Genomic DNA, 22,716 nt, shown 5'->3' on the forward strand with positions numbered 1-22,716 from the left:
ACGCTCAATTCACTTTTCTGCTGCAAGAGGTCCGGGCATGAAGCACGACAGCCGTTATCTGGAATCCGTTCTTCACCACGACATCCCGCTGACCCGGGACATGGGCCTCAAGGTGCTCGACTGGCAGGAACAGCAACTGCGCCTGCACCTGCCGCTGGACGCCAACGTCAATCACAAAAGCACCATGTTCGGTGGCAGCCTGTATTGCGGCGCCGTACTGGCCGGTTGGGGCTGGCTGCACTTGCGCTTGAAGGAAGAGGGTATCGAGGACGGGCACATTGTGATCCAGGAAGGGCAGATCAGTTATCCACTACCGGTGACCGGCGATGCCATTGCGATATGCCCTTCACCGAGCGCAGCAGTGTGGACGAAGTTCCTGACGATGTATCAGCGCTATGGACGGGCACGATTGACGCTGCACACACAGGTCGTCAACGCCGGGAGCGATGAAGATGCAGTGACCTTCAGCGGGCAGTATGTCCTGCACCGCTGAAGACTGAGCGCTCCGAGCCCGAGAGCGCGCTTACGAACGAGCCAGTTCCAGCAACTTCGAACGCCACGCCGCTTTTGCCGGCAGTGCCAGAAAGAACGCGTTGCGCAACGATTCTCGCGGCGGATAAGAGAACGCATCACCGTTCAAATCCAGAACCTCGCCGCCGGCGCCTTCCAGAACACCCTGCGCCGCCGCCGTGTCCCACTGGGACGTCGGCGCCAGTCGCGGATAACAATCCGCCGCACCTTCGGCCACCAGACAGAACTTCAGCGAACTGCCGATATTGGCCAGTTGCAGCTCGCCCAGACTGGCGCTCAAACCGGCCAGCAAGCGTTCCTGCTCCGGGCTCGAATGACGACGGCTGGCAACCACGGTGAACGCTTCGCCAGGACCGGGCACATCACGCACCTGAATCGCCACCGGCGTACCGCCCGTATCGCCACGCCAGGCACCGAGCCCCGCACCGCCGACATAGAACCGACCGTTGGTCGGCATCGATACCACACCGAACACCACCCGGCCGTTCTCGATCAGCGCGATGTTGACGGTGAACTCTTCGCTGCCGCTGATGAACTCCTTGGTGCCATCCAGCGGATCCACCAGCCACCAGCGCTGCCAGCCGGCGCGCACGCTTTGCGGGATATTGGCGTCCTCCTCGGACAGCACCGGAATGCTCGGATCCAGCGCCGTCAAGCCGGCCACGATCACGTGGTGAGCGGCCATGTCCGCCGCCGTCACCGGCGAATCATCGGACTTGGCGGTGACCGCCACACCGGCACGCCAGAACGGCAAGATCGCCTCACCGGCCCGCAATGCCAGCTCGACCACCGGCGCCATCAACGGATGGGGAAAATTCATCGATATCTCACTCATGACTGAAAAATCCGCGCTGGGTCAGCAGGTCGCGGGTCAGGTACAGCGCCGCCAGGGCGCGCCCCTCACTGAAATTCGGATTCTGCGCCAGCGTCGACAGCTCTCGCAGGTTGACCTTGTCCACACGCATCGGCTCGGGCTCATCGCCTTCGAGGCGCTCTTCGTACAGATCGGTGGCCAGCACTACCTGAATTTTCTGGCTCATGTAACCGGGGGACAACGACAGCTCGGTCAGATGCTCCAGTTGTCGCGCGCCATAACCGGCTTCTTCCTTGAGCTCGCGTTCGGCGGCAGCCAGCACGTCTTCGCCGGGTTCGATCAGGCCTTTGGGCAGCGACAGTTCATACTCGTCGGTACCGCCGCAGTACTCCTCGACCAGCACCGCGTGCTCGGCATCGAGCATCGCCACGATCATGACCGCGCCATAGCCGGCGCCCTTGCCGACCAGCCGCTCGTAGGTGCGTTCCACGCCGTTGGAGAAACGCAGCTTCAGCTCTTCGACGCAGAACAGCCGGCTGGTGGCGACGATCTCGCGGGCGAGTACGGTGGGTTTCTGGCGCATGCAAAGCTCCTTGGCGTGAACGCGCTACTATAACGCGGCTTTTCCGATTGTTTGCGTCGGATATCTTTCTACCGTTCGAGACGTTGCCATGCCTTCATTACCGTGGTCCGACATCGATACCGTTCTGCTCGACATGGACGGCACGTTGCTGGACCTGCACTTCGACAACCATTTCTGGCTGGAACACCTGCCGCAACGCTACGCCGAACTGCATGGCGTAAGCCGGGCCATGGCGGAAATGGAATTGCAGCCGCTGTTCGAGCGCCATGCCGGTCAATTGCAGTGGTACTGCCTGGATTTCTGGAGCGCGGAACTGAAGCTGTCGGTGCGTGAACTGAAACTGGAAACCGCCCACCTGATCGCCCTGCGTCCGGACGCCGACACCTTTCTGGAGGCGATCAAACGAGCTGGCAAACGCGTGGTGATGATCACCAATGCGCACCGCGATTCACTGTCGCTGAAACTGGAACGAATCGAACTGGCGCCATACTTTGAACGGCTGATCAGCTCCCACGATTACGGTTTCCCCAAGGAAAACCCGCAATTCTGGGACGCCTTGCAGGCCGATATCGGTTTTGACCCGGCACGCAGCCTGTTCATCGACGACACCTTGCCGATCCTGCGCAGTGCGCGGAATTTCGGCGTGGCGCATCTGTTGGCCGTGAAGGAGCCGGACAGCCGCAAAGGGCCGAAGGACACCGGGGAGTTTGCGGCAGTCGAGGATTATCGGGATTTGATTGCGGGGCTTTGAATACTGCAGGAGCCGCCAAAGGCTGCTCCCGCAGGCGTGTTGTTACTCGGGAATACGCAGCGTCTGCCCCGGATAAATCTTGTCCGGGTGTGACAGCAGCGGCTTGTTGGCCTCGAAAATCTTGTTGTACTGGTTGGCGTTGCCATACACCGCCAGGGAAATCGCGCTGAGGGTGTCGCCCTTCTTCACGACCACAAAACGCGCCGCCGCCACAACCGGCCCGGTCACGGTGATCTGGTCATCGACACTGCCGACACCGGCAATGTTGCCCACCGCCAGAAGAATCTTCTCTTTCTCTTCCTGGCTCGACACTTCACCGGTGACCGTCACCTTGTCACCGTCCACGGTCGCCTGGACATTCGGGTTACCCAACCCGACCTTGCTGATGTGCTCCTTCAATTGCTCGCTGGCATTGGCGTTGCCAGGGGTCAACAGGTCTAGCAACTTCTCACCGGCCTCTTTCACAAAGCTCAAAAGACTCATAGCGCACACTCCTTGATTTAAGTTCCAGACGCCCAAGCCTAGACCACCCCGGACAAACCCGGTTCCGGCCCGACCAATGACCCTGCCCCTGCGCAAGCGGTAGAATCGCCCACCCTTGCCAGCGCCCCGGAGCGAAGATGGACATCAAGCAGCTGAAATTCCTCATCGCCCTCGACGAAACCCGCCATTTCGGCCAAGCCGCCGCCCGCTGCCACATCACCCAGCCGACCCTGTCGATGCGCCTGCGCAGCCTCGAAGAAGAACTCGACCTGCCACTGGTCAACCGTGGCCAGCGTTTCGAAGGGTTCACCGCGCCGGGCGAACGGGTGCTGGCCTGGGCACGCACGGTGCTGGCGGCCTATGACGGTTTGCAGGCGGAAGCGGCAGCCTGTCGCGGCAATCTGATCGGCACCCTGCGGCTGGGCGTGGTGCCGCTGTCGAGTTTCGATGCACTGCCTTTGATGCAGCGCCTGCACGCGCAACACCCGAACCTGCGCTTCGAACTGTCCTCGCTCAGCTCGGAACAGGTTCTGGAGCAACTGGCGAACAACCGCATCGACATTGGCGTGTCCTACCTGGACCGCCTCGACGGCGAGCGTTTTGAATCCCTGGCCTTCAGTGAAACGCAGATGGGCCTGCTCTACGACCAGCGGTTCTTCAGCTTTGGCGAAGCGCCGCTGAGCTGGGAGTCACTGATCGAACTGCCTCTGGGCATGCTCACCAGCGGCATGCACTTTCGCCAGTCCATCGACCATAACTTCCACAGCCGTGGCCTGACGCCACAACCCTTACTGCAAACCGACGCCGTTCACCAATTGTTGCAAGCTGTGCACGGCGGGCTGTGCTGCGCGGTAATGCCATTGGACGGCGGTCTGGAAAACCTCACGGATAACCTGCGCCTGCAACCCATCGAAAACGCCCAGACCCTCGCCCGACTGGGGCTGATCATGCGCCGCGGCGCTCCGCGTTCGGCGCTGGCCGAGGCCTGTTTCGCGCTCTATCAAAAATCACCAATGGACGCTTGATCGACGGCATCTATCGAAGGATCGACACTAGCGATTAGACGCGACAACTTGCCGCGCCTAGTCTTAACGTTGATCAATCCGTCGGTGATGCCATGAACGCCAAGCGCCCGGCCTGCGCGGCGCCTGCTCTCGAAACGCCCGCGCCTGCCGCCAGTCAGACCTACAGCTACAGCAATCTTCCCCTCGCGGAATCGGCCAGCACCGCGCTGGCCGAAGAAGTCGCGCTGGCGATTGCCTACAACGGCATCAGCCAGGCTGTGATGCTGGTCACCCCGACCGACCTTGAAGACTTCATCGTCGGCTTCAGCCTCGGCAGCGGCATCATCGAAGACGCCTCGGACATCTACGACCTGCAACTGACCGGCTCGGGCTCGGCGCAATACGCCCAGGTGACCATCGCCAACCGCGCCTTCTGGAACCTCAAACAGCAGCGTCGGCAACTGGCCGGCACCAGCGGTTGCGGGTTGTGCGGCGTGGAAGCGGTGGAACAGGCGCTGCCTGACCTCAAGGTTTTGCCCGGCGCCCCTTTGCCGCCCATCGAATGGCTCGACGGTTTGCGTCAGCGCATCGGCGCGTTCCAGCCGCTGGGCCAGCACTGCGGCGCGGTGCATGCGGCGGTGTTCATGAACGCCAGCGGTGAATTGCTGCTGGGCCGCGAAGACATCGGCCGGCACAACGCCCTCGACAAGCTGATCGGCGGCCTGATCCGGAAAAAGATATCCACAGCCGGCGGGGTGGCGATTGTCACCAGTCGTTGCAGCCTCGAATTGATCCAGAAAGTTTTGCGGGCCGGGATTCAGACCCTGGTCAGCCTGTCCGCGCCCACCGGCCTCGCCGTGCAATGGGCCCGGCGCCACAACCTCAATCTCATCCACCTGCCGCAGAAAAACGCGCCGCGGGTGTATAGCCCAGAAATGGAGAAACACTCGTGAGCCAACACCATCAAGCCGACCAGAAACCCGTTCCGCGCTACAAGCCTTACAAGGGCGCAGCCGGTGGCTGGGGCGCACTGATCAGCGTGGCCCAGGCCTGGCTGACCAGCGACAACGCGCTGAAAAACCTGCGCATGATGCTCAAGACCAACCAGAACGGCGGCTTCGACTGCCCGGGTTGCGCCTGGGGCGACTCGCCTGAAAGCGGCATGGTCAAGTTCTGCGAGAACGGCGCCAAAGCGGTGAACTGGGAAGCGACCAAGCGTCGGGTGGACGGCAAATTCTTCGCCAAGCACAGCGTCACCGCGTTGCTGGAACAGAGCGACTACTGGCTCGAGTATCAAGGTCGCCTGACCGAGCCGGTCGTGTATGACGCCGAAACCGATCGCTACAAGCCCATCAGCTGGGACGATGCCTACGCGCTGATCGGCAAACACCTGCAAGGGCTGTCGAGCCCGGATCAGGCCGAGTTCTACACCTCGGGCCGCGCCAGCAACGAAGCGGCGTACCTGTATCAACTGTTCGTGCGCGCCTTCGGCACCAACAACTTCCCCGACTGCTCGAACATGTGCCACGAGGCCAGCGGCGTGGCGCTGGCGCAGAGTGTCGGCGTCGGCAAAGGCACCGTGACTTTCGATGATTTCGAACACGCCGATGCGATTTTCGTCTGGGGCCAGAACCCGGGCACCAACCACCCGCGCATGCTCGAACCGCTGCGTGAAGCGGTGAAGCGCGGCGCTCAGGTGGTGTGCATCAACCCGCTGAAAGAGCGTGGCCTGGAACGCTTCCAGCATCCGCAGCACCCGATCGAAATGCTCACCAACGGCGACAAGCCGACCAACACCGCGTATTTCCGCCCGGCGCTGGGTGGCGACATGGCGGTGCTGCGCGGCATGGCCAAGTTCCTGCTGCAATGGGAACGCGATGCGCAGAAGGCCGGTGCGCCGGCAGTGTTCGATCACGACTTCCTCAATGAGCACAGCGTCAACGTGCTCGAGTACCTCGGCGTCGTCGATGACACGCCGTGGGAGCAGATCGTCGCGCAGTCCGGCCTGACCCTGGTGGAAATCGAGCAAGCGGCGCGCATGTACGCCAAAGGCAAGAACGTCATCATGTGCTGGGCGATGGGCATCACCCAGCATCGTCACTCGGTGCCGACCATCCAGGAAATCGCCAACCTGATGCTGCTGCGCGGCAACATCGGCAAGCCCGGCGCCGGTCTGTGCCCGGTGCGTGGCCACAGTAACGTGCAGGGCGACCGCACCATGGGCATCAACGAGCGTCCGCCGGTGGCGTTCCTCGATTCCCTGGAGCGCCGCTTCCAGTTCAAGGTGCCGCGTCACAACGGGCACAACGTGGTCGAAGCGATTCATGCGATGGCCGAAGGTCGCGCCAAGGTGTTCATCGGTCTGGGCGGCAACTTCGCGCAGGCTACTCCGGACAGTCCGCGCACCTTCCAGGCCCTGAGCAACTGCGACCTGACCGTGCAGATCAGCACCAAGCTCAACCGCAGCCACCTGGCTCACGGCAAGGATGCGTTGATCCTGCCGTGCCTGGGCCGTACCGACATCGACATCCAGACCGAAGGCCCGCAGGCTGTCACCGTGGAAGACTCGTTCAGCATGGTTCACGCCTCCAACGGTCAGTTGCAGCCGCTGTCGAACCAGATGCGCTCGGAGCCGTCGATCATCGCCGGCATCGCCGCTGCAACTTTGGGCAGCAAACCGGTGGACTGGAACTGGCTGGTGGCCGACTACCGGCGTATCCGCGAGCTGATCGCCGACACCATCCCGGGCTTCAAGGACTTCAACGAGAAGGTCAAGAACCCGGGCGGTTTCTACCTCGGCAACAGCGCCGGCGCGCGCAAGTGGAACACCACTTCCGGTCGGGCCAACTTCAAGCCGAACATGCTGCCCAAGGATCTGATCCACGAACGCACTCGCGCCACCGGCAAACTGCCGGACCTGATCCTGCAATCGATGCGTTCCCACGATCAGTACAACACCACGATTTATGGTCTCGACGACCGTTATCGCGGGGTGAAGGGACAGCGCGATGTGCTGTTCGCCAACGAGGCGGACATCATTCGCCTGGGCTTCAAGCCAGGGCAGAAGGCTGACATCGTGTCGCTGTGGGACGACGGCCGCGAGCGTCGGGTGAAGGGCTTCACGCTGCTGGCGTTCGATATTCCGGCGGGGCAGGCGGCGGCTTATTACCCTGAGGTGAACCCGTTGGTGCCGCTGGAAAGCACCGGCGATGGCAGCCATACGCCGACGTCGAAGTTCATCGCTATCCGGTTGGAAGCCGCGAGTGAAACAGGACTGATCATGGCCAGGTCGGCCTGATCCTGATTGCTCCCACGCTCTGCGTGGGAACGCAGCCGTGGATGCTCCGAGTTCGAAAATCAGACTCGATACATCTCGCAGACACTTTTCAAACGCCCACAAAAAAGGCCGCTTTGCTATCAAAGCGGCCTGTCCGAAGTAGCTAAAGACCGGCGAAAAACCGTTAAGTTCCGCCCAAAAATCAGTAACTTGCAGAATTGTATACAAGTCGTGTTATTCGTCGGATTTCGATTGTCACGCCCATTCCAGAGCCTCAGGATCGCGCCGTCATCCCTTTGAGGCTCCTCTATGAAGTTCTCCTCGATTCTCTTGTTGTCCCTTGGCCTGGTCAGTGGCTTCGCTTCTGCCGGAGGCACCACCGAAGCAGGTGTGGGCGGCGCATTGGGCGGGGTTCTTGGCTCGGTCGTCGGTCAATCGCTAGGCGGCAGTACAGGTTCAACCATTGGCGCAGCCCTGGGCGGCGCGGGTGGTAGTGCGGTGGGCGCCGACAAGCGCAGCCGTGGCGAAGCAGCCATCGGTGGTGCGCTGGGCGCAGCCGGCGGCAACGTGGTCGGCCGCAGCATGGGCGGCACCACCGGCAGCCTGATCGGCGCCGCAGCCGGCGGCGGCGCGGGTGGCGCACTGGGCAACTACATGGGCAACAAGAGCGATGACGACGATCGTCATTACGACCGTGGTCGTGACCGTCGCTACTACCGTGACGACCACCGTGGTCGCGGTCATGCCTACGGCCATCGCAAGCATCACAAGTACTATCGCCACCGCTGAGGCGAAGGCTTGAAGAAAAATCGCAGCTCCCCCGGGCTGCGATTTTTTTTGCCCGTCACACCGTCAGGCGTTCCAGCGCATCGCGCAATGGGGCCGGAATCGACACCGGCTGATTGGATGCCCGGTCGACGAATACATGCACGAAACGTCCGGCGGCACAGGCTTCCACCTCTCCTTCCTTGAACACCGCCAGTTCGTATTGCACCGAACTGTTGCCCAGCTTGCCGACCCGCAGACCAATCTCGATTCGATCCGGAAAAGCGATCGACGCGAAATAGTCGCAGGACGAACTCACCACAAACCCCACCACCTCGCCGTCATGGATATCCAGCCCCCCGACCTGGATCAGGTAGGTGTTCACCGCCGTGTCGAAGAAGCTGTAATAGGTCACGTTGTTGACGTGGCCGTAGGCGTCGTTGTCATGCCAGCGCGTGGTGATCGGCTGAAAGTGCGGGTAATCGCTGCGTTGCGGCATCGGGTTGGACATCAGTGTCGATTCCTGGAGTGATCTGCCCAGTCTAAAGGTAAAAACCCTTGCCTCGCGCCGCCAGCTCGCCGATCAATGGCGCCGGCCGCCAGTGATCGCCCTGCCGGGTCTCCAGCGCCAGCAATCGTTTGTGAATGTCGGCCAGCCCCTGATCATCCGCCCAGGCCATCGGCCCGCCCCGCTCCGCCGGGAAGCCATAGCCATTCAGATAGACCTGATCGATGTCATGCGCCGACTCGGCAATCCCTTCCTGCAGGATCTTCGCTCCCTCGTTGACCAACGCCAGCAGGCACCGCTCAAGGATTTCCTCCGAGCCGATATCCCGGCGATGAAATCCCAATCCTTCGCTGACGCTCAACACCAGCGCATCGACCTCGGGGTCATGCTCGGCCTGACGGCTGCCCGGTTCGTAGTGGTAATAACCGTTGCCGGACTTCTGACCGAAGCGACCCTGTTCGCACAAGCGGTTATCCACCTGAACCTCCGGCGCGTCCTGCCCCTTGCCGGCCAGCTCGCGGGCACGCCACTCGAGATCGATGCCGACCACGTCGTACATGCGAAACGGCCCCATGGCGAAACCGAAACTCTGCAACGCCGCATCGACCTGCTGTGGATACGCCCCTTCAAGCAACATCTTGCGTGCTTCGAACACATACGGATGAAGCATGCGGTTGCCGATAAAACCGTGGCAGTTGCCCGACACCACACTGACCTTGCCCATGCGCTTGCCCAGCTCAAGCGCAGCCTCAAGCACCGCCGGTGAGGTCTGCGCGCCACGGACTATTTCCAGCAATTTCATGATGTGCGCCGGGCTGAAGAAATGCAGGCCCAGCACTTGAGTCGGACGTCGTGTCGCGGCGGCAATGGCGTCGATGTCCAGCGCCGAGGTATTGCTCGCCAGAAGCGCCTCGGGCTTCAGCACGCCATCGAGCTCGCGGAAAATCTTCTGCTTGAGTTCGAGGTTTTCGTACACCGCTTCGATCACCAGGTCGACGTTGCGGATCGCCACATAATCCGCCGCCGCACTGACACGGGCAATCCGCGCATCGGCCTCGGCCTGGTCGATCCGGCCCTGTCGCACGTTGTGCGCATAGGTATCGGCCACGGTGGCCAGCGCCTGCTCAAGCATCTGTGGATTGTTATCGACCCAATGCACTGACACGCCGGCGTTGGCCAGGCACATGACAATGCCGCGGCCCATGGTGCCGGCGCCGATCACGGCGGCCTGCTGTATAGCGAAGGATGTCTGGCTCATGTTGTTCTCTTGTTGGCGATCCGAAGACAGCCATCACCATAGTCAGCCACCGGGCATTTTTGAAGTTCACTGCCGTGATGATCGACATTCAGCAGATGGATTCGAGGCTCAAAGATGCGCCTGAGCCCAGGCCCGAACCTCGGCGTAAGGATATTCCTCCAGCGCCGCAAACCCGGAAATGGCCCGGGCCTTGAGCTTGGTAAACAACGGCACGCTGATTCCGCAAAGGAATCGGGTCAACAGCTCCGCCGACGGAGCACTGCCAGTGTGCTGCTGATGCCTGTGGATAAAATCGCCACACAACGCCGCAAAATTTTTATCCACAAGCGCCGGCAATTCCGGAGGTGCCGGCAGCCGGGCGACGTGCCCGTGACACACCGAGCAATGTCCGCACTGCTGCGGCGCATTGTGATCGCCAAAATATTCGGCCAGCCGATATCCGAGGCATCGCTCGGTGGCGAACAGCTCGAGCATGGCGTGAATCCGCGCCACTTCGGTTTGCTCATGGCGGGTGAAATAGTCGTGCAGTTCAGCGCTCAGGGCCTGGCTGTCGAAATCGCCGCGCAGGACGTTGTAGACCTCGGTCATTTGCTTGCTCTCAAGCTCGACCCAGCCCTTTTCCTGAAAGTAATCCAGCGCCTTCACCACCCGATTGCGCTCGGCGGAATACTGCTCGTACATCGCCTCGAAATTCACCGTGGCCCAGGTGCGTGCGCGGCTTGAGGTATGGATGATCGCAGCGACGAAATCCTTTCGCTCGCCCTCGAAACGCTCGAGCAACGCCTCGGGCTCCAGCAAGTATTTGAAACGGTATTCGGCGTAGTACGCGTAGCGCGGGGCAATCAACCCTCGCAGCTCCAGCTGCACCAGTAACGTCTTCAAAGGCAACGAACGAATGTTGCTCTGATCCGCCAGCGGCCCGAGCAGAAATTCCCATTGGCCTTCGGGCGCGGCGGCCTGCAACTCGTCGAGCACGTGACGAATGCCGTCCTGTTCCGGCGTGTCGCCATACACGAAGTTTTCCAGCACGTTGAGGCTGTCGCGGTTGGCCAGCACCAGGCAGTCGGACGGCTGCCCGTCACGCCCGGCGCGACCGATTTCCTGGCTGTAGTTTTCGATGGATTTGGGCAGGTCGAAATGCACCACGTTGCGGATGTCGCTCTTGTCGATACCCATGCCGAACGCGATGGTGGCGACGATGCAATTGGACTGACCGCCCATGAAGCGCTTCTGGATCGCGTCCCGTTGCTCATGGGGCAAACCGGCGTGATAAGCCTCGGCCTGAATGCCATTGCGCTCAAGATGTTCGGCGATGTGCTCGGCGGTTTTCTGCAGGGTGACGTAGACAATGCTCGGCTGGCCCGCGCGCTCGCTCATCCACTCCACCAGCCGTCGACGCTTGTCCTGCCCACGCACCGGCTCGACCAGCAGATTGAGGTTGGGCCGATAGAAACCGGTGGTCACCACATCTTCTGCCGCGATGGCGAATTTCGCCTGCATGTCAGCGATGACTTTCGGCGTTGCCGTAGCTGTCAGCAGCAGGGTCTGCGGGATGTTGAACTGGCGCTGGTAGTCCGGCAGCTTGAGGTAGTCGGGGCGGAAGTTGTGGCCCCATTCGGAGATGCAGTGCGCCTCGTCCACCACCAGCAGCGAGATCGGCACCTGCTGCAAAAAATTGCGAAAGCGCTCGTTCTTCAAACGCTCCACGGAAATCATCAGGATCTTCAGTTCGCCGGAACGCGCGCGGGCCATTACATCGTTGGCGTCTTCGCGGCTCTGCGCCGAATCGATGCTGCCTGCCGAAATCCCGTGTCGTCGCAAAAACTCGAGCTGATCCTGCATCAGCGCCAGCAGCGGCGAGACCACCAGCGTCAGATGGGGCAGCAAGAGTGCCGGAACCTGGTAACAAAGGGACTTGCCGGAGCCGGTGGGAAATATCGCGGCGGCCGAGCGCCCGGCGAGAACGGCGCTGATTGCGGTCTCCTGGCCGGGTCGAAACTGTGGATAACCGAAAACCTGTTCCAGGGTGTTGTGCATTCGCTGTCACTCCGTTGACCGCTGTGATGCCAACAGCCTAGCGGGCGATCGCAGCGAGTCGAGAAAAGGTCGGGGGGTAAATCGATACGGGATGATACAGTGTCAAATGCACCGCCACGGCCTGTAACAAACGAAACACTTTCCTCCTCGCCGAAGTCGCGATTGCGAGTGTAACGTCCATCGAACATCGCGCCAGGACGGCCGATGCCTCTAGATTCTCACCAAGGAAGAAACATGTCGAACCGTTTGAAACTGCCCTTCGCTTTTATGATCGTGACCCTGCTGCTCGGCGGCTGCACGCCCCTCCCGGGCGACGTTCCACCGCTTGCCAACGCAGTGCCAGCGGGTCACACGCCGACGGCATAGCAAGCGCTACGGCTGCAATACCGCGACTCGCAATTGCTCGTTCAATATCTGCTCATGCACGCCTTGGCTTTTGCTGGCCCACCGTGCATGGGCAGGGCTGATATCACCGGTGAATGCCGCCGCCAACTGACGCAGGTCGGCAACACTGCGCACCCGTGGACAAAACGCTTGTTCATCACAGTTTTGACTGGCGTTGCGGTAGGTGGCGAGCAGACGATCCCATAGACCGTCACGCACCTGGCGGATCGACTTGAGCTGCACATGCGGCACGCCCAGACGTTGTTTGAGTCCGGACTCATCCAGGCCTTCACTGGCCAGCAGTGCCTTGCCGAACATCAGCACTTCAGCGCGGGACGCCGTGTCGATGCTGGCCTGGGTCGTGAGCGCGTCCGGCCATTCGGTGCGCTCCACTGGCGTGAGCATCAGTCCATTGCCCGCCTCGGAGGCCAACGCCAAACGACAACCACTGGCCCACAGCAAAACAATCGAGGCCATTCGTAGCCACTGCATACCTAATTCCCTTTAAGTCGGTGTCGGACGCCTGGAAACGCCCCACGGATTCTGGCGCGCACCATACAGATCTTTAACGGGAATCGCCCGACAAACACGTAGGAAATTTCGCCCCTCAGGGTTTGGCTGTGAAAAAGCCGCAAAAACGCGTAGGGCAAATGCCCGAACCCCGGAAAAACCCCTACGAATTCTGTCCATTGTGGCTGTCTTGTCCCACTCGACGGCGCCCTTCTATAGTGGCCGGCGCAACTGAAAACACTGTGTCGGCCCGCCCAAGCGACTTCGTAAAGGACACGCCTCAATCATGAACATGTTCACACCGCTGAATACTCGTTTTCGCCCTCTCAAGACCTGCGACGGCGACAACCCGGTAATGGTCATCGACACCGCAGCAGCACCGGGTGATTTGCTCAATGCCGCCGATCAACGACTGCGTGCCGCCAGTGATCTGCTGGAAACTCTTTACTGCTTGTGTTTCAAACAGGCCGACGTGAAAGACATACCCAATATCGTCAATGCGCTTTATTTATTGACGCAGGACGGCTGTGACTTGCTGGAAGTTGCCAGACAACAAATAAATAGTTAAAGCCAGCCGACCAACTTACAAAGTTCGCAACAACCCATCACTTCCATTGCAGCAAAGATTGGAACTAGCCTGCTTGCTCTTACATAAACCAAGAGCATCAACATGACTACGCTGACTATTTTCTTTTGCGGTACAGGTTCGACAAAGTTTGATAACGCCCACGAAAACTATTGGGACGGTGAATTGGTCTCCACACTTGCCTCTCATCACGCTGGTCGCGAGTTCGCCGAATGGATCGTGGTCGATGGCCCGGGCACCAGCAACCTGCAAGCCGATGAACTGTTTACCCGATCCAAGGACTACGGCCTCAGCGGGACCTTGTTCGGCAAGGGCTGGGAGGAAAACGTCCAGCACGCGATGAACATCATCAAAGGCAAGTGCGACTGGCAGCGCGAGCAACTGACCGAAGCGGAGTACAACCGCCTCAAGGCTGCTGGTATTCCGATTGAAGATGTAAAGGTTGAAGGTTCGTGGCTGTGGCGCAAATACAACTACGGGGACCGTAGTGTGACGCAACAGAAACTACAGGAGCAGATCATTAAAACCTTCCGCAAGGACGGAGTTATTCCGACAAAGGTCAATTTGGTCGGCTGGAGCCGTGGCGGTATTAGTTGCCACATGCTGGCCAATGCCATGTTCAACGACAGTGCACTTAAAAACATCCCGGTGAATATCTTCGCCATTGATCCCGTGCCCGGTATCGGTAACTTTCAGGAGCACCGGGTGAAGCTCAATTACAACGTAAAAGAGTACGTGGGTTTCTATGCACGGGACGAACGCTCCAAGGGCTTCAGCTGCGTCATCCCGCAAACCGCGACCGGCACCAAGACCAGCATCTTCCCCATGCCCGGTCGTCACGCCACCCTGGTCGGCAACGCCTCCGCCGACGGCAACAGTGGTCCAAAAGTGCTGGCCGAACCCGGCCTCGTCGTCCGCCACTTTGCCGAGGTCTGCCTGAAACGCTGGGGCACCGTACTCGACAAAAACCTCAACCTCTCCGACGCCGACCTTCGCAACCACACCGCCACCATCGTCAACGCGGCAGCGAAATACAAGGCTATGGAGAAGTGCTCCTACACCTGGTTCACCGAGCTGGATCAAGGCGAGCGCTACGTTTCGCTGGGCAGCAAAGGCGTTCCGTTTTCGACGGTGAAAGGCACGATCTTCAGCCCGGCGACCGGGCTGACCACGAGTGTGCTGGATGTTGAGGGGTATCGGGCGATTCGTTGAAAACCGTGATTGAACTGTAGGAACGGCCTGCCGGAATCTGCATCCCGTTCCTACACGCAGCGGCGCCTTGTCTTCTATCGGCGCCAGTTAGCTCAAATCTATAGTTGTGAGTGTCGCTGCCCAATCAGCGATTCAGGCTTGGTCACCTGAAAAACAGAGATAACTGATACATGCCCTTGTATGCTGCCGAGCTCTTTCTGTCGGCACGCTTTATGGCGGGCTGTGTTTGGGACGCTTCGGCGTACCGGGTTATCTCTGCCGGTTTGACCAACTTGAACACAGTCCGCCTCCACCGCTTGGTCACGGTAGCAGCGGTTCATCGATGCCTACAGAGATAGAAAAAATGAAATCATGGAACGAGCTCCACTCCAATCGCTACCGCCCACTCGACTCCAACCTCACCGACACCAAGCCCCTCGTCATCGACACCGAAGCCAACCCGCAAGACATCCTCGAATGCGCCGTCCAGCGCCTGCGCGCCTCCAGCGACCTGCTGCAAACCCTCTACTGCCTCTGCTTCAAACACGCTGATGTCGAAGACATCCCGCACATCACCCACGCGCTCTACCTTCTCACCAAAGACGGCTATGACCTGCTCCAGGTCGCCCAGCAGAAAATGCTCAGTTGGAAAGCCCCGGCCTGACGAACTCCTCGGCAGGCGTGTTCACAGCTAGAACTGCCTGCCCCTATCTCGAACACTGACGCTGACATCTCCGGCGCGAAACTTAAGGATCAGAATTTTGCAAACTACTATTGATTGCGTACGATGGGAGCCATTGTTCAACCAAGGGCTTGCCTTCATGACCACTGAAACCATTGATCACAGCACTCTCACGCGGCTGTTTGAGAACGGTTCGATCAGTAGCGCACATATCGTCGCCAAACCCGGTGGCTGGTCGATTCAGATTCAGCAAGGAAGCAAAGAATACTCGCTGACCGCACAACGCAGTGGCCAGGTACGTCTGTTCAAGCGGCTTGAAACACTGGTGACCTACCTGCAAGGAGTGGGCATCAATCACTTCGATGTGGACGCCTCCAGTTATGACCCTCTTCAGATAAAAACCTACGCCCGCCCTGATCGCGCCGAGGCCATGAAACAAGCTCATGAAGCTGCGGCATATGAAGAATGGGTCAAACAACAGGTACAAATCAGCATTGATGACCCAAGACCCAGCGTCAGCGATGAAGACGCTCGCAGGATATTTGCCGCCAAGCGGGATGCCCTGCGTCAGCGAGTACGTTGATGAGGTTGGTCTGGCGCCAAGAAGCGCTGGATGACCGAGACAACATCATGGAGCGTATCAGCCAGGAAAATCCCGTTGCAGCGATTGAACTCGATGAGGCCTTCGAACTAAAAGGAGAAAGCGCTCGGCAGCACCCAGCTCTGTACCGAAAAGGTATCGCGGAAGGTACCCGCGAAATCGTCATCACTCCAAACTACGTCATCATCTACACAGTCAAAGTTGATGTTGTGGAAGTGCTACGAGTACTGCATACCAGACGGCAATGGCCATGATGGCTGGAGAGAAAATGCTAGGAGTTCGCGGCTCCTTAAGTAGCATTATTCTGGCTGTTTAACGCGGATTCTGCGGGAATAATGGCAGTTGATGTGACGGTGAAGTCCCACCCTTCACCCACAAAAAAGCCGCCCTCAAGAGGCGGCTTTTTCATTCACCAAAACTAAGTCTTACAACTTAGGCCCGGCAGCCTTGATCGCGTCGCTCACTTCGAACTTCTTGAAGTTTTCGATGAACAGACCGGCCAGTGCTTTGGCAGCTTCGTCGTACGCAGCCTTGTCAGCCCAGGTGTTGCGCGGGTTGAGCAGGTTGGTTTCGACGCCCGGTACGGCCAGTGGCACGTCCAGGTTGATGGTGTCCAGGTGCTCGGTGGCTGCACCGATCAGCGCGCCGCTCTGGATCGCTGCGATCACCGCACGAGTGGTCGGGATGTTGAAGCGTTTGCCGACGCCGTAGCCGCCGCCGGTCCAGCCGGTGTTGACCAGGTAGACCTTGGAGCCGAAGCCGCGGATGCGCTTGATCAGCAGCTCAGCGTATTCGCCGGCCGGACGCGGGAAGAACGGTGCGCCGAAGCAGGTGGAGAAGGTCGACTTGATGCCGCTGCCCGAACCCATTTCAGTCGAGCCCACCAGAGCGGTGTAGCCGGACAGGAAGTGGTAGGCCGCCTGTTCTTCGTTGAGGATCGACACTGGCGGCAGGACGCCGGTCAGGTCGCAGGTCAGGAAGATCACAGCGTTTGGCTCGCCGCCCAGGTTCTTCTCGGAACGCTTGGCAACGTGCTCCAGCGGGTAGGCCGCGCGGCTGTTCTGGGTCAGGCTGACATCGGCGTAGTCAGCGTGCTTGGCGTCGTCGATCACGACGTTTTCCAGCACCGCGCCGTGCTTGATGGCTTTCCAGATGACCGGCTCGTTCTTCTCGGACAAGTCGATGCACTTGGCGTAGCAGCCGCCTTCGATGTTGAAGACAACGCCTTCGCCCCAGCCGTGTTCGTCGTCACCGATCAGGTAACGGCTTTCGTCGGCGGACAGGGTGGTCTTGCCGGTGCCCGACAGACCGAAGAACAGGGTCACGTCGCCTTCTTCGCCGATGTTGGCAGCGCAGTGCATTGGCAGCACGTCAGCGGCCGGCAGCAGGAAGTTCTGCACGGAGAACATGGCTTTCTTCATTTCACCGGCGTAACGCATGCCGGCGATCAGCACTTTCTTCTGAGCGAAGTTGATGATCACGCAACCATCGGAGTTGGTGCCGTCACGCTCAGGCACGCACTCGAAGTTGGCGACGTTCAGCACTTGCCATTCTTCGCGACCGGCCGGGTTGTACTGAGCCGGGTTGATGAACAGGCAACGACCGAACAGGTTCTGCCAGGCAGTCTGGGTGGTCATTTTCACGGCCAGGTAGTGATCTTCGGCCGCGCCTACATGCACGTGGGAAACGAAATGCTCTTGCGCGTTGTTGAAAGCTTCAACACGAGCCCACAGCGCGTCGAACTTGTCGGCCGGGAACTTGCGGTTGATCGGGCCCCAGGCAATGGCGGCCTGGGTGGAAGGCTCTTCAACGATGAAACGGTCGACTGGCGAACGGCCGGTGCGGTGACCGGTGCGAACAACCAGAGCGCCGGTATCGGCAAGCTCGCCTTCACCGCGGTTCAGGGCTTCTTTTACCAGATCATCAACACTCAGATCGGTGTACACGGCGTTATTGGCTTGCGTCATGAGGTTCCCCGTCGGCCAGTGGCCGAGTGTGCTCCAAACGTTTTGTAGTAGAAAGTCGTGCACTACTACCGCGAAAAAAGTGGGCCGGATTATGCCAGAAAAGCCCAAAAAGAGTAGGGCCCTCCCGTCGTAACGGCGTTATTCCGTCGTTGAGCAGTGAATTTACCTGCGCTGAACCGTTTTAGTGCCGGGTATCTGACGGCGTCTCGACGCCCGCGCCAGCGAACAATTGAGCGATATCTGCCGCATCGAACAGGTAGCGCTGGTTGCAGAACTGGCAATCGATCTCGACTTTTCCACCTTGCTCGGCCACGAGCGCCTGCGCATCTTCCAGCCCCAGGCTGACCAGTGCATTACCCGAACGCTCGCGGGAGCAGCTGCAGTGGAAGCGCAGTTTCTGCACATCGAACAGACGAACCTGCTCTTCATGGTAGAGGCGATGCAGGACTGTTTCGTTGTCCAGGCTCAACAGTTCATCAGCGGTCAGGGTGTTGCCCAGCGCGGTGATGTGCTGCCAGCTGGCGGCGCGTTCTTCTTCGTCTTTCAGGCGATCGGCCGGCAGTTGCTGCAGCAACAGGCCACGGGCACGACGGCCATCGGCGCACAGCTTGAAGCGGGTGCCAACCTGTTGGGACATGACGAAATAGTTGGTGAAGCAGTCGGACAGGGTTTCGCCGTCGAGGTCGACGATGCCCTGGTAACGCTGGCCGGCGATCGGGTCGACGGTCAAGGCCAGGACACCGTTCGGCATCAGGTCGCCGAGGGTCGCGTCGGCCGAAATCTGCTCGGCGTGATAGCGCGCCAGGCCACGGATTTCGCGTTCGCTGGAGCACTCGATCATCAGCAGCGGGATCGGGCCTTCGGAGCGCGCCTGAAGAATCAGCAAGCCATCGAATTTCAGGGTGCCGACCAACAACGACGCGGCAGCCATCAATTCGCCCAGCAATTGCGCAACCGGTTCCGGGTACGGGTGCTTGGCGAGGACTTCGGCATAGCTGCGCTCCAGCGACACCAGTTCGCCGCGAGTGTCGCTGTCATCGAAGATGAAGCGTTGGGTGTAATCGGTATCGAGGAAATCGGTCATAGGTCTGGGTATCTGAATGTGATGACAAAATGGTTACAAAGAATGAAAATTCCGCGCTTCTGGCATCCTTTTTGATGCCGATGTTCAGCCACGGGAGGCATTTTATGAACAATCCGGGTTTGTTCCAATCAAGGTGGAACCTCGGCCGGCTGGTTCTGTGCAACATCGTGCCATTGGCACTACTGGCTTTCTGGTTATGGCCTACGGGCCAGATGCTGTGTGTGGTTTTCGACGAGTGGCTGTTCCGCTCACTCAATGCACCGCTGGCCAGCAACCCCATATGGCTCCACATCTGGGCAATTGCAAGTCTGCGACCGTTCGACATCGTCGTCGGCCTGATTCTGCTGACACTGCTGATCAAGGGCGACTGGGTGTTCAGGGCGATTGACGTGCGTCGCGCCTTTTTCGGATTTTTCTCGATCCTTCTGTTGATGGTGGTGATCCGCGCGCTGTTTTCCAAGTTTTCCGATCACATGGGCTGGCAGCACAGCAGCCCGTCGATGGTGCTTGAAGGCGCGGTGCATATCAGCGATTACTTCCCGCATCTGGAGAAGACCTGGGAACTGAAGGACCGCTCGAGCCAGAGCTTCCCCGGTGACCACGCTTCGGTGCTGCTGATCTGGGCACTGTTCATGGGCGTGTTCAGTCGCACGGTCGGCCAGTTCCTGGTGATCTGGGGCCTGGCGCTGCTGTTCATGTTGCCGCGCCTGGTCGCCGGTGCACATTGGGGCCAGGACGATTACATCGGCGGCATGCTGCTGGCGGTGTGGGCACTCGGCTGGGGTTACTACACGCCGTTTGCTTATCACGCGGCGAACTTCTGGCTGAAGGTCACGGCGCCGGTTTTCCGGCTGCTGGGCAAACTGCCGATGATTTCGCGGATGAGTGTGGTGTCCGCGCAGTAATCAACGGTTACTGAAAAAAACGCAGCCGCCGGCGGGTCTTGAACCTAGGCCGACAGGCTGCGTTTTTTTATTCGCCGCTACTGTTCCCACGAAATTTAAACAGATCCCGACGCTGCTTCTTGCTCGGTTTACCGTCGGTGGTCACGCCCAGGGCGCCCGCCTTGCGCATCGCCGCAGCCGCTTCGCGTTTGGCAATACTCGCCTCGGTCTCGGCATACAGCGTCTGCGCCTCAGGTGCGCCGCGACGCACAATCGACAGGGCCTGAACCACAACGGTCTTCTCGTCGAAGCCGGTGCGAATCTCGAACTCATCGCCAATGCGTGGCTCTTTGCCAGGCTTGCAGCGCTCCCCCCGACAATGCACCTTGCCGCTCTCGATGGCAGCCTTGGCCAAGGCGCGAGTCTTGAAAAAACGCGCGGCCCACAACCACTTGTCGAGACGGACCTTGTCGTCCTCTTCCTGTTTTTGCGCCATATGAATTCCTCGTTCAGCCAGTAGTCGGAACTGTACTACCGATTCTGTCGGGCGCAAGAATCCGGCCCTCCAGATAAACTGTGATCTTCGCCGGTTCAACGGCATGGAGTGATCGAGTGACCAAATTTCCGTCTTCATTGACCTCGCCCAAGTCCGGGTGCCTGGGCTGCCAGCAAAGCGAGCCGCTGGGCTTCGATTTCTCCTTCGCTTATCAGCCCATCGTGGATCTGCGTGACAAGTCGGTGTACGCCTATGAGGCACTGGTTCGTGGTGCGGCCGGTGAAGGCGCTTTAACCGTGTTGGATCAGGTTACAGAAGATAACCGCTACCGTTTCGACCAGCTCTGCCGGACTCGCGCCATCGAAGGCGCAGCCGAGCTTAATATGCAGACACACTTGTCGATCAACTTCATGCCCAACGCCGTCTATCGTCCAGAGTTATGCATACGCAGCACCCTGGAGGCCGCCAGGAAACACAATTTCCCGATCGACCGGCTGATTTTCGAAACACTGGAAAGCGAGCACGTAGATAACTATCGCCATTTGACCAATATTCTGCGTGAATACCGCGAATTCGGCTTCAAGACGGCCATCGACGATTTCGGTGCCGGTTATTCGGGGCTCAATCTGCTGGCCGATTTCCAACCGGACCTGATCAAACTCGACATGGCGCTGATCCGCGATATCGACCGTGACCGTGTTCGTCAGGCTATCGTTCGGGGGATTGTCACAATCTGTGCGGAGTTGGACGTTACAGTCATCGCCGAAGGCATAGAGAGTGCGGGGGAACGGGATTTCCTGGCGGACTGCGGAATTTTTCTGATGCAGGGTTACTGGTTCGCCAGACCCGCATTCAAAGCGTTGGCCCAGGTGTCCCCTGAAGCGTGGACGCGTTAATCGTTGGTTTTTTCCATTGAAGACATTTGACCATTTGACCGTTATCGGTCTGCGCGAGTGGGTGGCGCTTCCGGATCTGGGAGTCGCCGGCCTTCGGGCAAAAATCGACACCGGCGCCAGCACCTCCAGCCTGCATGCCACCGACATCGAGCCGTTCGAACGCGACGGCGAGAAGTGGGTGCGCTTCACCGCGCACTTGGGCACCGTCGTGCAGTTGCGCCATCGGCGATGCGAAGCGCCGCTGGTCGCCCGCAAGACCATCAAGAGTTCCAATGGCCAGGCCCAGGTGCGCTACGTGATCAGCACCACCCTGGCCCTGGGTGACCGGGTCTGGCCGATCGAGTTCACCCTCGCCTGCCGCAAGTCCATGCGCTATCGCCTGCTGCTCGGTTCCAAAGCCCTGATCGACGGCCAGCTGGTGGTTAACCCAGGCATCAAATATGTACAAGACAAGCCGGTGTTCCCGGTATCTACCTCCTCCACAGGTGTTGCATGAAGATCGCTGTGCTGTCGCGGAACCCGCGTCTGTATTCCACCCGCCGTCTGGTCGAAGCCGGAACCGAACGCGGGCATGAAATGGTGGTGATCGACACCTTGCGCGCCTATATGAACATTGCCAGCCACAAGCCGCAGATCCACTACCGTGGCAAGCCGCTGGAGGGTTTCGATGCCGTGATCCCGCGGATCGGCGCGTCGGTGACGTTTTATGGCTGCGCAGTGTTGCGCCAGTTTGAAATGATGGGCGTGTTCCCGCTCAACGAATCGGTGGCCATCGCCCGCTCGCGGGACAAGCTGCGTTCGCTGCAATTGCTGTCGCGCCGGGGCATCGGTTTGCCGGTGACCGGCTTCGCCCACTCGCCGGACGACATTCCCGACCTGATCGACATGGTCAACGGCGCGCCGCTGGTGATCAAGGTGCTGGAAGGCACCCAGGGCATCGGCGTGGTGTTGTGTGAAACCGCGACGGCGGCGGAGTCGGTGATCGAGGCCTTCATGGGCCTGAAGCAGAACATCATGGTGCAGGAATACATCAAGGAGGCCGGCGGCGCCGACATCCGCTGCTTCGTGGTCGGCGACAAGGTGATTGCCGCGATGAAGCGTCAGGCCAAGCCCGGCGAGTTCCGCTCCAACCTGCACCGGGGCGGCAGTGCCAGCCTGATCAAGATCACCCCGGAAGAACGCATGACCGCGCTGCGTGCGGCCAAGGTCATGGGGCTGTCGGTAGCGGGTGTGGATATCCTGCGCTCGAACCACGGGCCGCTGGTGATGGAAGTGAACTCGTCGCCGGGTCTGGAAGGGATCGAAACCACCACGGGCAAGAACGTGGCGGGGATCATCATCGAGCATCTCGAGAAGAATGGCGGGCCGAACATGACCCGCACAAAAGGCAAGGGTTGAACCTTGAATCAGGCGGCCGCAAGGCC

General features: G+C 59.8%; 25 protein-coding genes. 15 read left to right on the top strand and 10 right to left on the bottom strand.

Annotated features, from left to right (window positions below):
• Positions 1–37 precede the first annotated feature (37 nt).
• Positions 38–493: a YiiD C-terminal domain-containing protein gene (locus M5G18_RS13395; RefSeq protein WP_273897952.1), complete on the top strand. Its 456-nt coding sequence runs from the start codon at positions 38–40 to the stop codon at positions 491–493.
• Positions 494–523: 30 nt separating this feature from the next.
• On the opposite strand, the gene cysQ is transcribed toward M5G18_RS13395, so the two are convergent.
• Together cysQ and nudE are read right to left on the bottom strand one after the other, a co-directional pair.
• Positions 524–1,351, bottom strand: coding sequence for a 3'(2'),5'-bisphosphate nucleotidase CysQ (gene cysQ, locus M5G18_RS13400; RefSeq protein WP_273898038.1), 828 nt, complete (start codon positions 1,349–1,351; stop codon positions 524–526).
• Between the two features lie 7 nt (positions 1,352–1,358).
• Positions 1,359–1,928: an ADP compounds hydrolase NudE gene (gene nudE, locus M5G18_RS13405; RefSeq protein ID WP_230734757.1), complete on the bottom strand. Its 570-nt coding sequence runs from the start codon at positions 1,926–1,928 to the stop codon at positions 1,359–1,361.
• 88 nt (positions 1,929–2,016) lie between these two features.
• Here nudE and yrfG point away from each other — a divergent pair, with 88 nt between their 5' ends.
• Positions 2,017–2,679: a GMP/IMP nucleotidase gene (gene yrfG, locus M5G18_RS13410; protein WP_007952643.1), complete on the top strand. Its 663-nt coding sequence runs from the start codon at positions 2,017–2,019 to the stop codon at positions 2,677–2,679.
• Between the two features lie 42 nt (positions 2,680–2,721).
• Here the strand turns inward: yrfG and lysM are convergent, their stop codons facing one another.
• A complete protein-coding gene (lysM, locus tag M5G18_RS13415; RefSeq protein ID WP_262159039.1) occupies positions 2,722–3,162 on the bottom strand; it encodes a peptidoglycan-binding protein LysM in 441 nt (146 codons plus the stop codon).
• 137 nt (positions 3,163–3,299) lie between these two features.
• Between lysM and M5G18_RS13420 the strand changes: the two genes are divergently transcribed.
• The 4 genes from M5G18_RS13420 to M5G18_RS13435 all read left to right on the top strand — a co-directional run bounded on the left by M5G18_RS13420 (position 3,300) and on the right by M5G18_RS13435 (position 8,232).
• Entirely contained in the window at positions 3,300–4,187 is an 888-nt protein-coding gene (locus M5G18_RS13420; protein ID WP_273897951.1) for a LysR family transcriptional regulator, read from the top strand.
• 92 nt (positions 4,188–4,279) lie between these two features.
• Positions 4,280–5,119: a formate dehydrogenase accessory sulfurtransferase FdhD gene (fdhD, locus tag M5G18_RS13425; protein WP_273897949.1), complete on the top strand. Its 840-nt coding sequence runs from the start codon at positions 4,280–4,282 to the stop codon at positions 5,117–5,119.
• Positions 5,116–7,464: an FdhF/YdeP family oxidoreductase gene (locus M5G18_RS13430; protein WP_273897948.1), complete on the top strand. Its 2,349-nt coding sequence runs from the start codon at positions 5,116–5,118 to the stop codon at positions 7,462–7,464. The genes fdhD and M5G18_RS13430 overlap by 4 nt, the downstream gene beginning before the upstream one ends.
• Before the next feature lie 288 nt (positions 7,465–7,752).
• Positions 7,753–8,232, top strand: coding sequence for a glycine zipper domain-containing protein (locus tag M5G18_RS13435; RefSeq protein ID WP_085608624.1), 480 nt, complete (start codon positions 7,753–7,755; stop codon positions 8,230–8,232).
• 55 nt (positions 8,233–8,287) lie between these two features.
• On the opposite strand, the gene M5G18_RS13440 is transcribed toward M5G18_RS13435, so the two are convergent.
• From M5G18_RS13440 to M5G18_RS13455, 4 genes are all read right to left on the bottom strand, one after another.
• Positions 8,288–8,719 (bottom strand): acyl-CoA thioesterase, encoded by a 432-nt coding sequence (locus M5G18_RS13440; RefSeq protein WP_273897947.1) that lies wholly within the window; start codon positions 8,717–8,719, stop codon positions 8,288–8,290.
• A gap of 31 nt (positions 8,720–8,750) precedes the next feature.
• Entirely contained in the window at positions 8,751–9,974 is a 1,224-nt protein-coding gene (locus tag M5G18_RS13445; RefSeq protein WP_273897946.1) for a 3-hydroxyacyl-CoA dehydrogenase, read from the bottom strand.
• Positions 9,975–10,082: 108 nt separating this feature from the next.
• Positions 10,083–12,011, bottom strand: a complete 1,929-nt coding sequence (locus M5G18_RS13450; RefSeq protein ID WP_273897945.1) for a RecQ family ATP-dependent DNA helicase — start codon at positions 12,009–12,011, stop codon at positions 10,083–10,085.
• Positions 12,012–12,383: 372 nt separating this feature from the next.
• The gene (locus M5G18_RS13455) at positions 12,384–12,887 is read right to left on the bottom strand and encodes a polysaccharide deacetylase (RefSeq protein ID WP_273897944.1); all 504 of its coding nucleotides are present in this window, start codon (positions 12,885–12,887) and stop codon (positions 12,384–12,386) included.
• A 304-nt stretch (positions 12,888–13,191) separates the two neighbouring features.
• Between M5G18_RS13455 and M5G18_RS13460 the strand changes: the two genes are divergently transcribed.
• From M5G18_RS13460 to M5G18_RS13480, 5 genes are all read left to right on the top strand, one after another.
• Entirely contained in the window at positions 13,192–13,473 is a 282-nt protein-coding gene (locus M5G18_RS13460; RefSeq protein ID WP_221533608.1) for a hypothetical protein, read from the top strand.
• 102 nt (positions 13,474–13,575) lie between these two features.
• Positions 13,576–14,703 (top strand): hypothetical protein, encoded by a 1,128-nt coding sequence (locus tag M5G18_RS13465; RefSeq protein WP_273897943.1) that lies wholly within the window; start codon positions 13,576–13,578, stop codon positions 14,701–14,703.
• A gap of 343 nt (positions 14,704–15,046) precedes the next feature.
• Positions 15,047–15,346, top strand: coding sequence for a hypothetical protein (locus M5G18_RS13470; protein WP_273897942.1), 300 nt, complete (start codon positions 15,047–15,049; stop codon positions 15,344–15,346).
• Between the two features lie 157 nt (positions 15,347–15,503).
• On the top strand, positions 15,504–15,947 hold the full coding sequence (locus M5G18_RS13475; protein WP_273897941.1) for a hypothetical protein: 444 nt from the start codon (positions 15,504–15,506) through the stop codon (positions 15,945–15,947).
• Positions 15,947–16,219 carry a type II toxin-antitoxin system RelE/ParE family toxin gene (locus M5G18_RS13480; protein WP_273897940.1) on the top strand — a complete coding sequence of 91 codons (273 nt, stop codon included), beginning with the start codon at positions 15,947–15,949 and terminating at the stop codon, positions 16,217–16,219. Before M5G18_RS13475 ends, M5G18_RS13480 begins: the two co-directional genes overlap by 1 nt.
• 171 nt (positions 16,220–16,390) lie before the next feature.
• On the opposite strand, the gene M5G18_RS13485 is transcribed toward M5G18_RS13480, so the two are convergent.
• Together M5G18_RS13485 and hslO are read right to left on the bottom strand one after the other, a co-directional pair.
• Positions 16,391–17,932 (bottom strand): phosphoenolpyruvate carboxykinase, encoded by a 1,542-nt coding sequence (locus tag M5G18_RS13485; protein WP_007952682.1) that lies wholly within the window; start codon positions 17,930–17,932, stop codon positions 16,391–16,393.
• Between the two features lie 181 nt (positions 17,933–18,113).
• Positions 18,114–19,016: an Hsp33 family molecular chaperone HslO gene (gene hslO, locus M5G18_RS13490; RefSeq protein WP_273897939.1), complete on the bottom strand. Its 903-nt coding sequence runs from the start codon at positions 19,014–19,016 to the stop codon at positions 18,114–18,116.
• Positions 19,017–19,120: 104 nt separating this feature from the next.
• Between hslO and M5G18_RS13495 the strand changes: the two genes are divergently transcribed.
• Entirely contained in the window at positions 19,121–19,921 is an 801-nt protein-coding gene (locus M5G18_RS13495) for a phosphatase PAP2 family protein (protein WP_273897938.1), read from the top strand.
• Positions 19,922–19,988: 67 nt separating this feature from the next.
• Here M5G18_RS13495 and M5G18_RS13500 read toward each other — a convergent pair whose 3' ends face one another.
• On the bottom strand, positions 19,989–20,396 hold the full coding sequence (locus M5G18_RS13500) for an RNA-binding S4 domain-containing protein (protein ID WP_007952687.1): 408 nt from the start codon (positions 20,394–20,396) through the stop codon (positions 19,989–19,991).
• 116 nt (positions 20,397–20,512) lie between these two features.
• Between M5G18_RS13500 and rimA the strand changes: the two genes are divergently transcribed.
• From rimA to rimK, 3 genes are read left to right on the top strand one after another with little or no spacing between them, the layout of a single operon-like run.
• Positions 20,513–21,292: a S6 modification regulatory phosphodiesterase RimA gene (gene rimA / locus M5G18_RS13505; protein ID WP_273897937.1), complete on the top strand. Its 780-nt coding sequence runs from the start codon at positions 20,513–20,515 to the stop codon at positions 21,290–21,292.
• A 16-nt stretch (positions 21,293–21,308) separates the two neighbouring features.
• On the top strand, positions 21,309–21,788 hold the full coding sequence (gene rimB, locus M5G18_RS13510) for a retropepsin-like aspartic endopeptidase RimB (protein ID WP_011331964.1): 480 nt from the start codon (positions 21,309–21,311) through the stop codon (positions 21,786–21,788).
• Complete coding sequence (gene rimK / locus M5G18_RS13515) at positions 21,785–22,690, top strand: 30S ribosomal protein S6--L-glutamate ligase (protein WP_007952690.1); 906 nt, start codon at positions 21,785–21,787, stop codon at positions 22,688–22,690. The genes rimB and rimK overlap by 4 nt, the downstream gene beginning before the upstream one ends.
• Positions 22,691–22,716 lie beyond the last annotated feature (26 nt).

This window comes from Pseudomonas aphyarum (genome assembly GCF_028657055.1).
Lineage (GTDB): Bacteria > Pseudomonadota > Gammaproteobacteria > Pseudomonadales > Pseudomonadaceae > Aquipseudomonas > Aquipseudomonas aphyarum.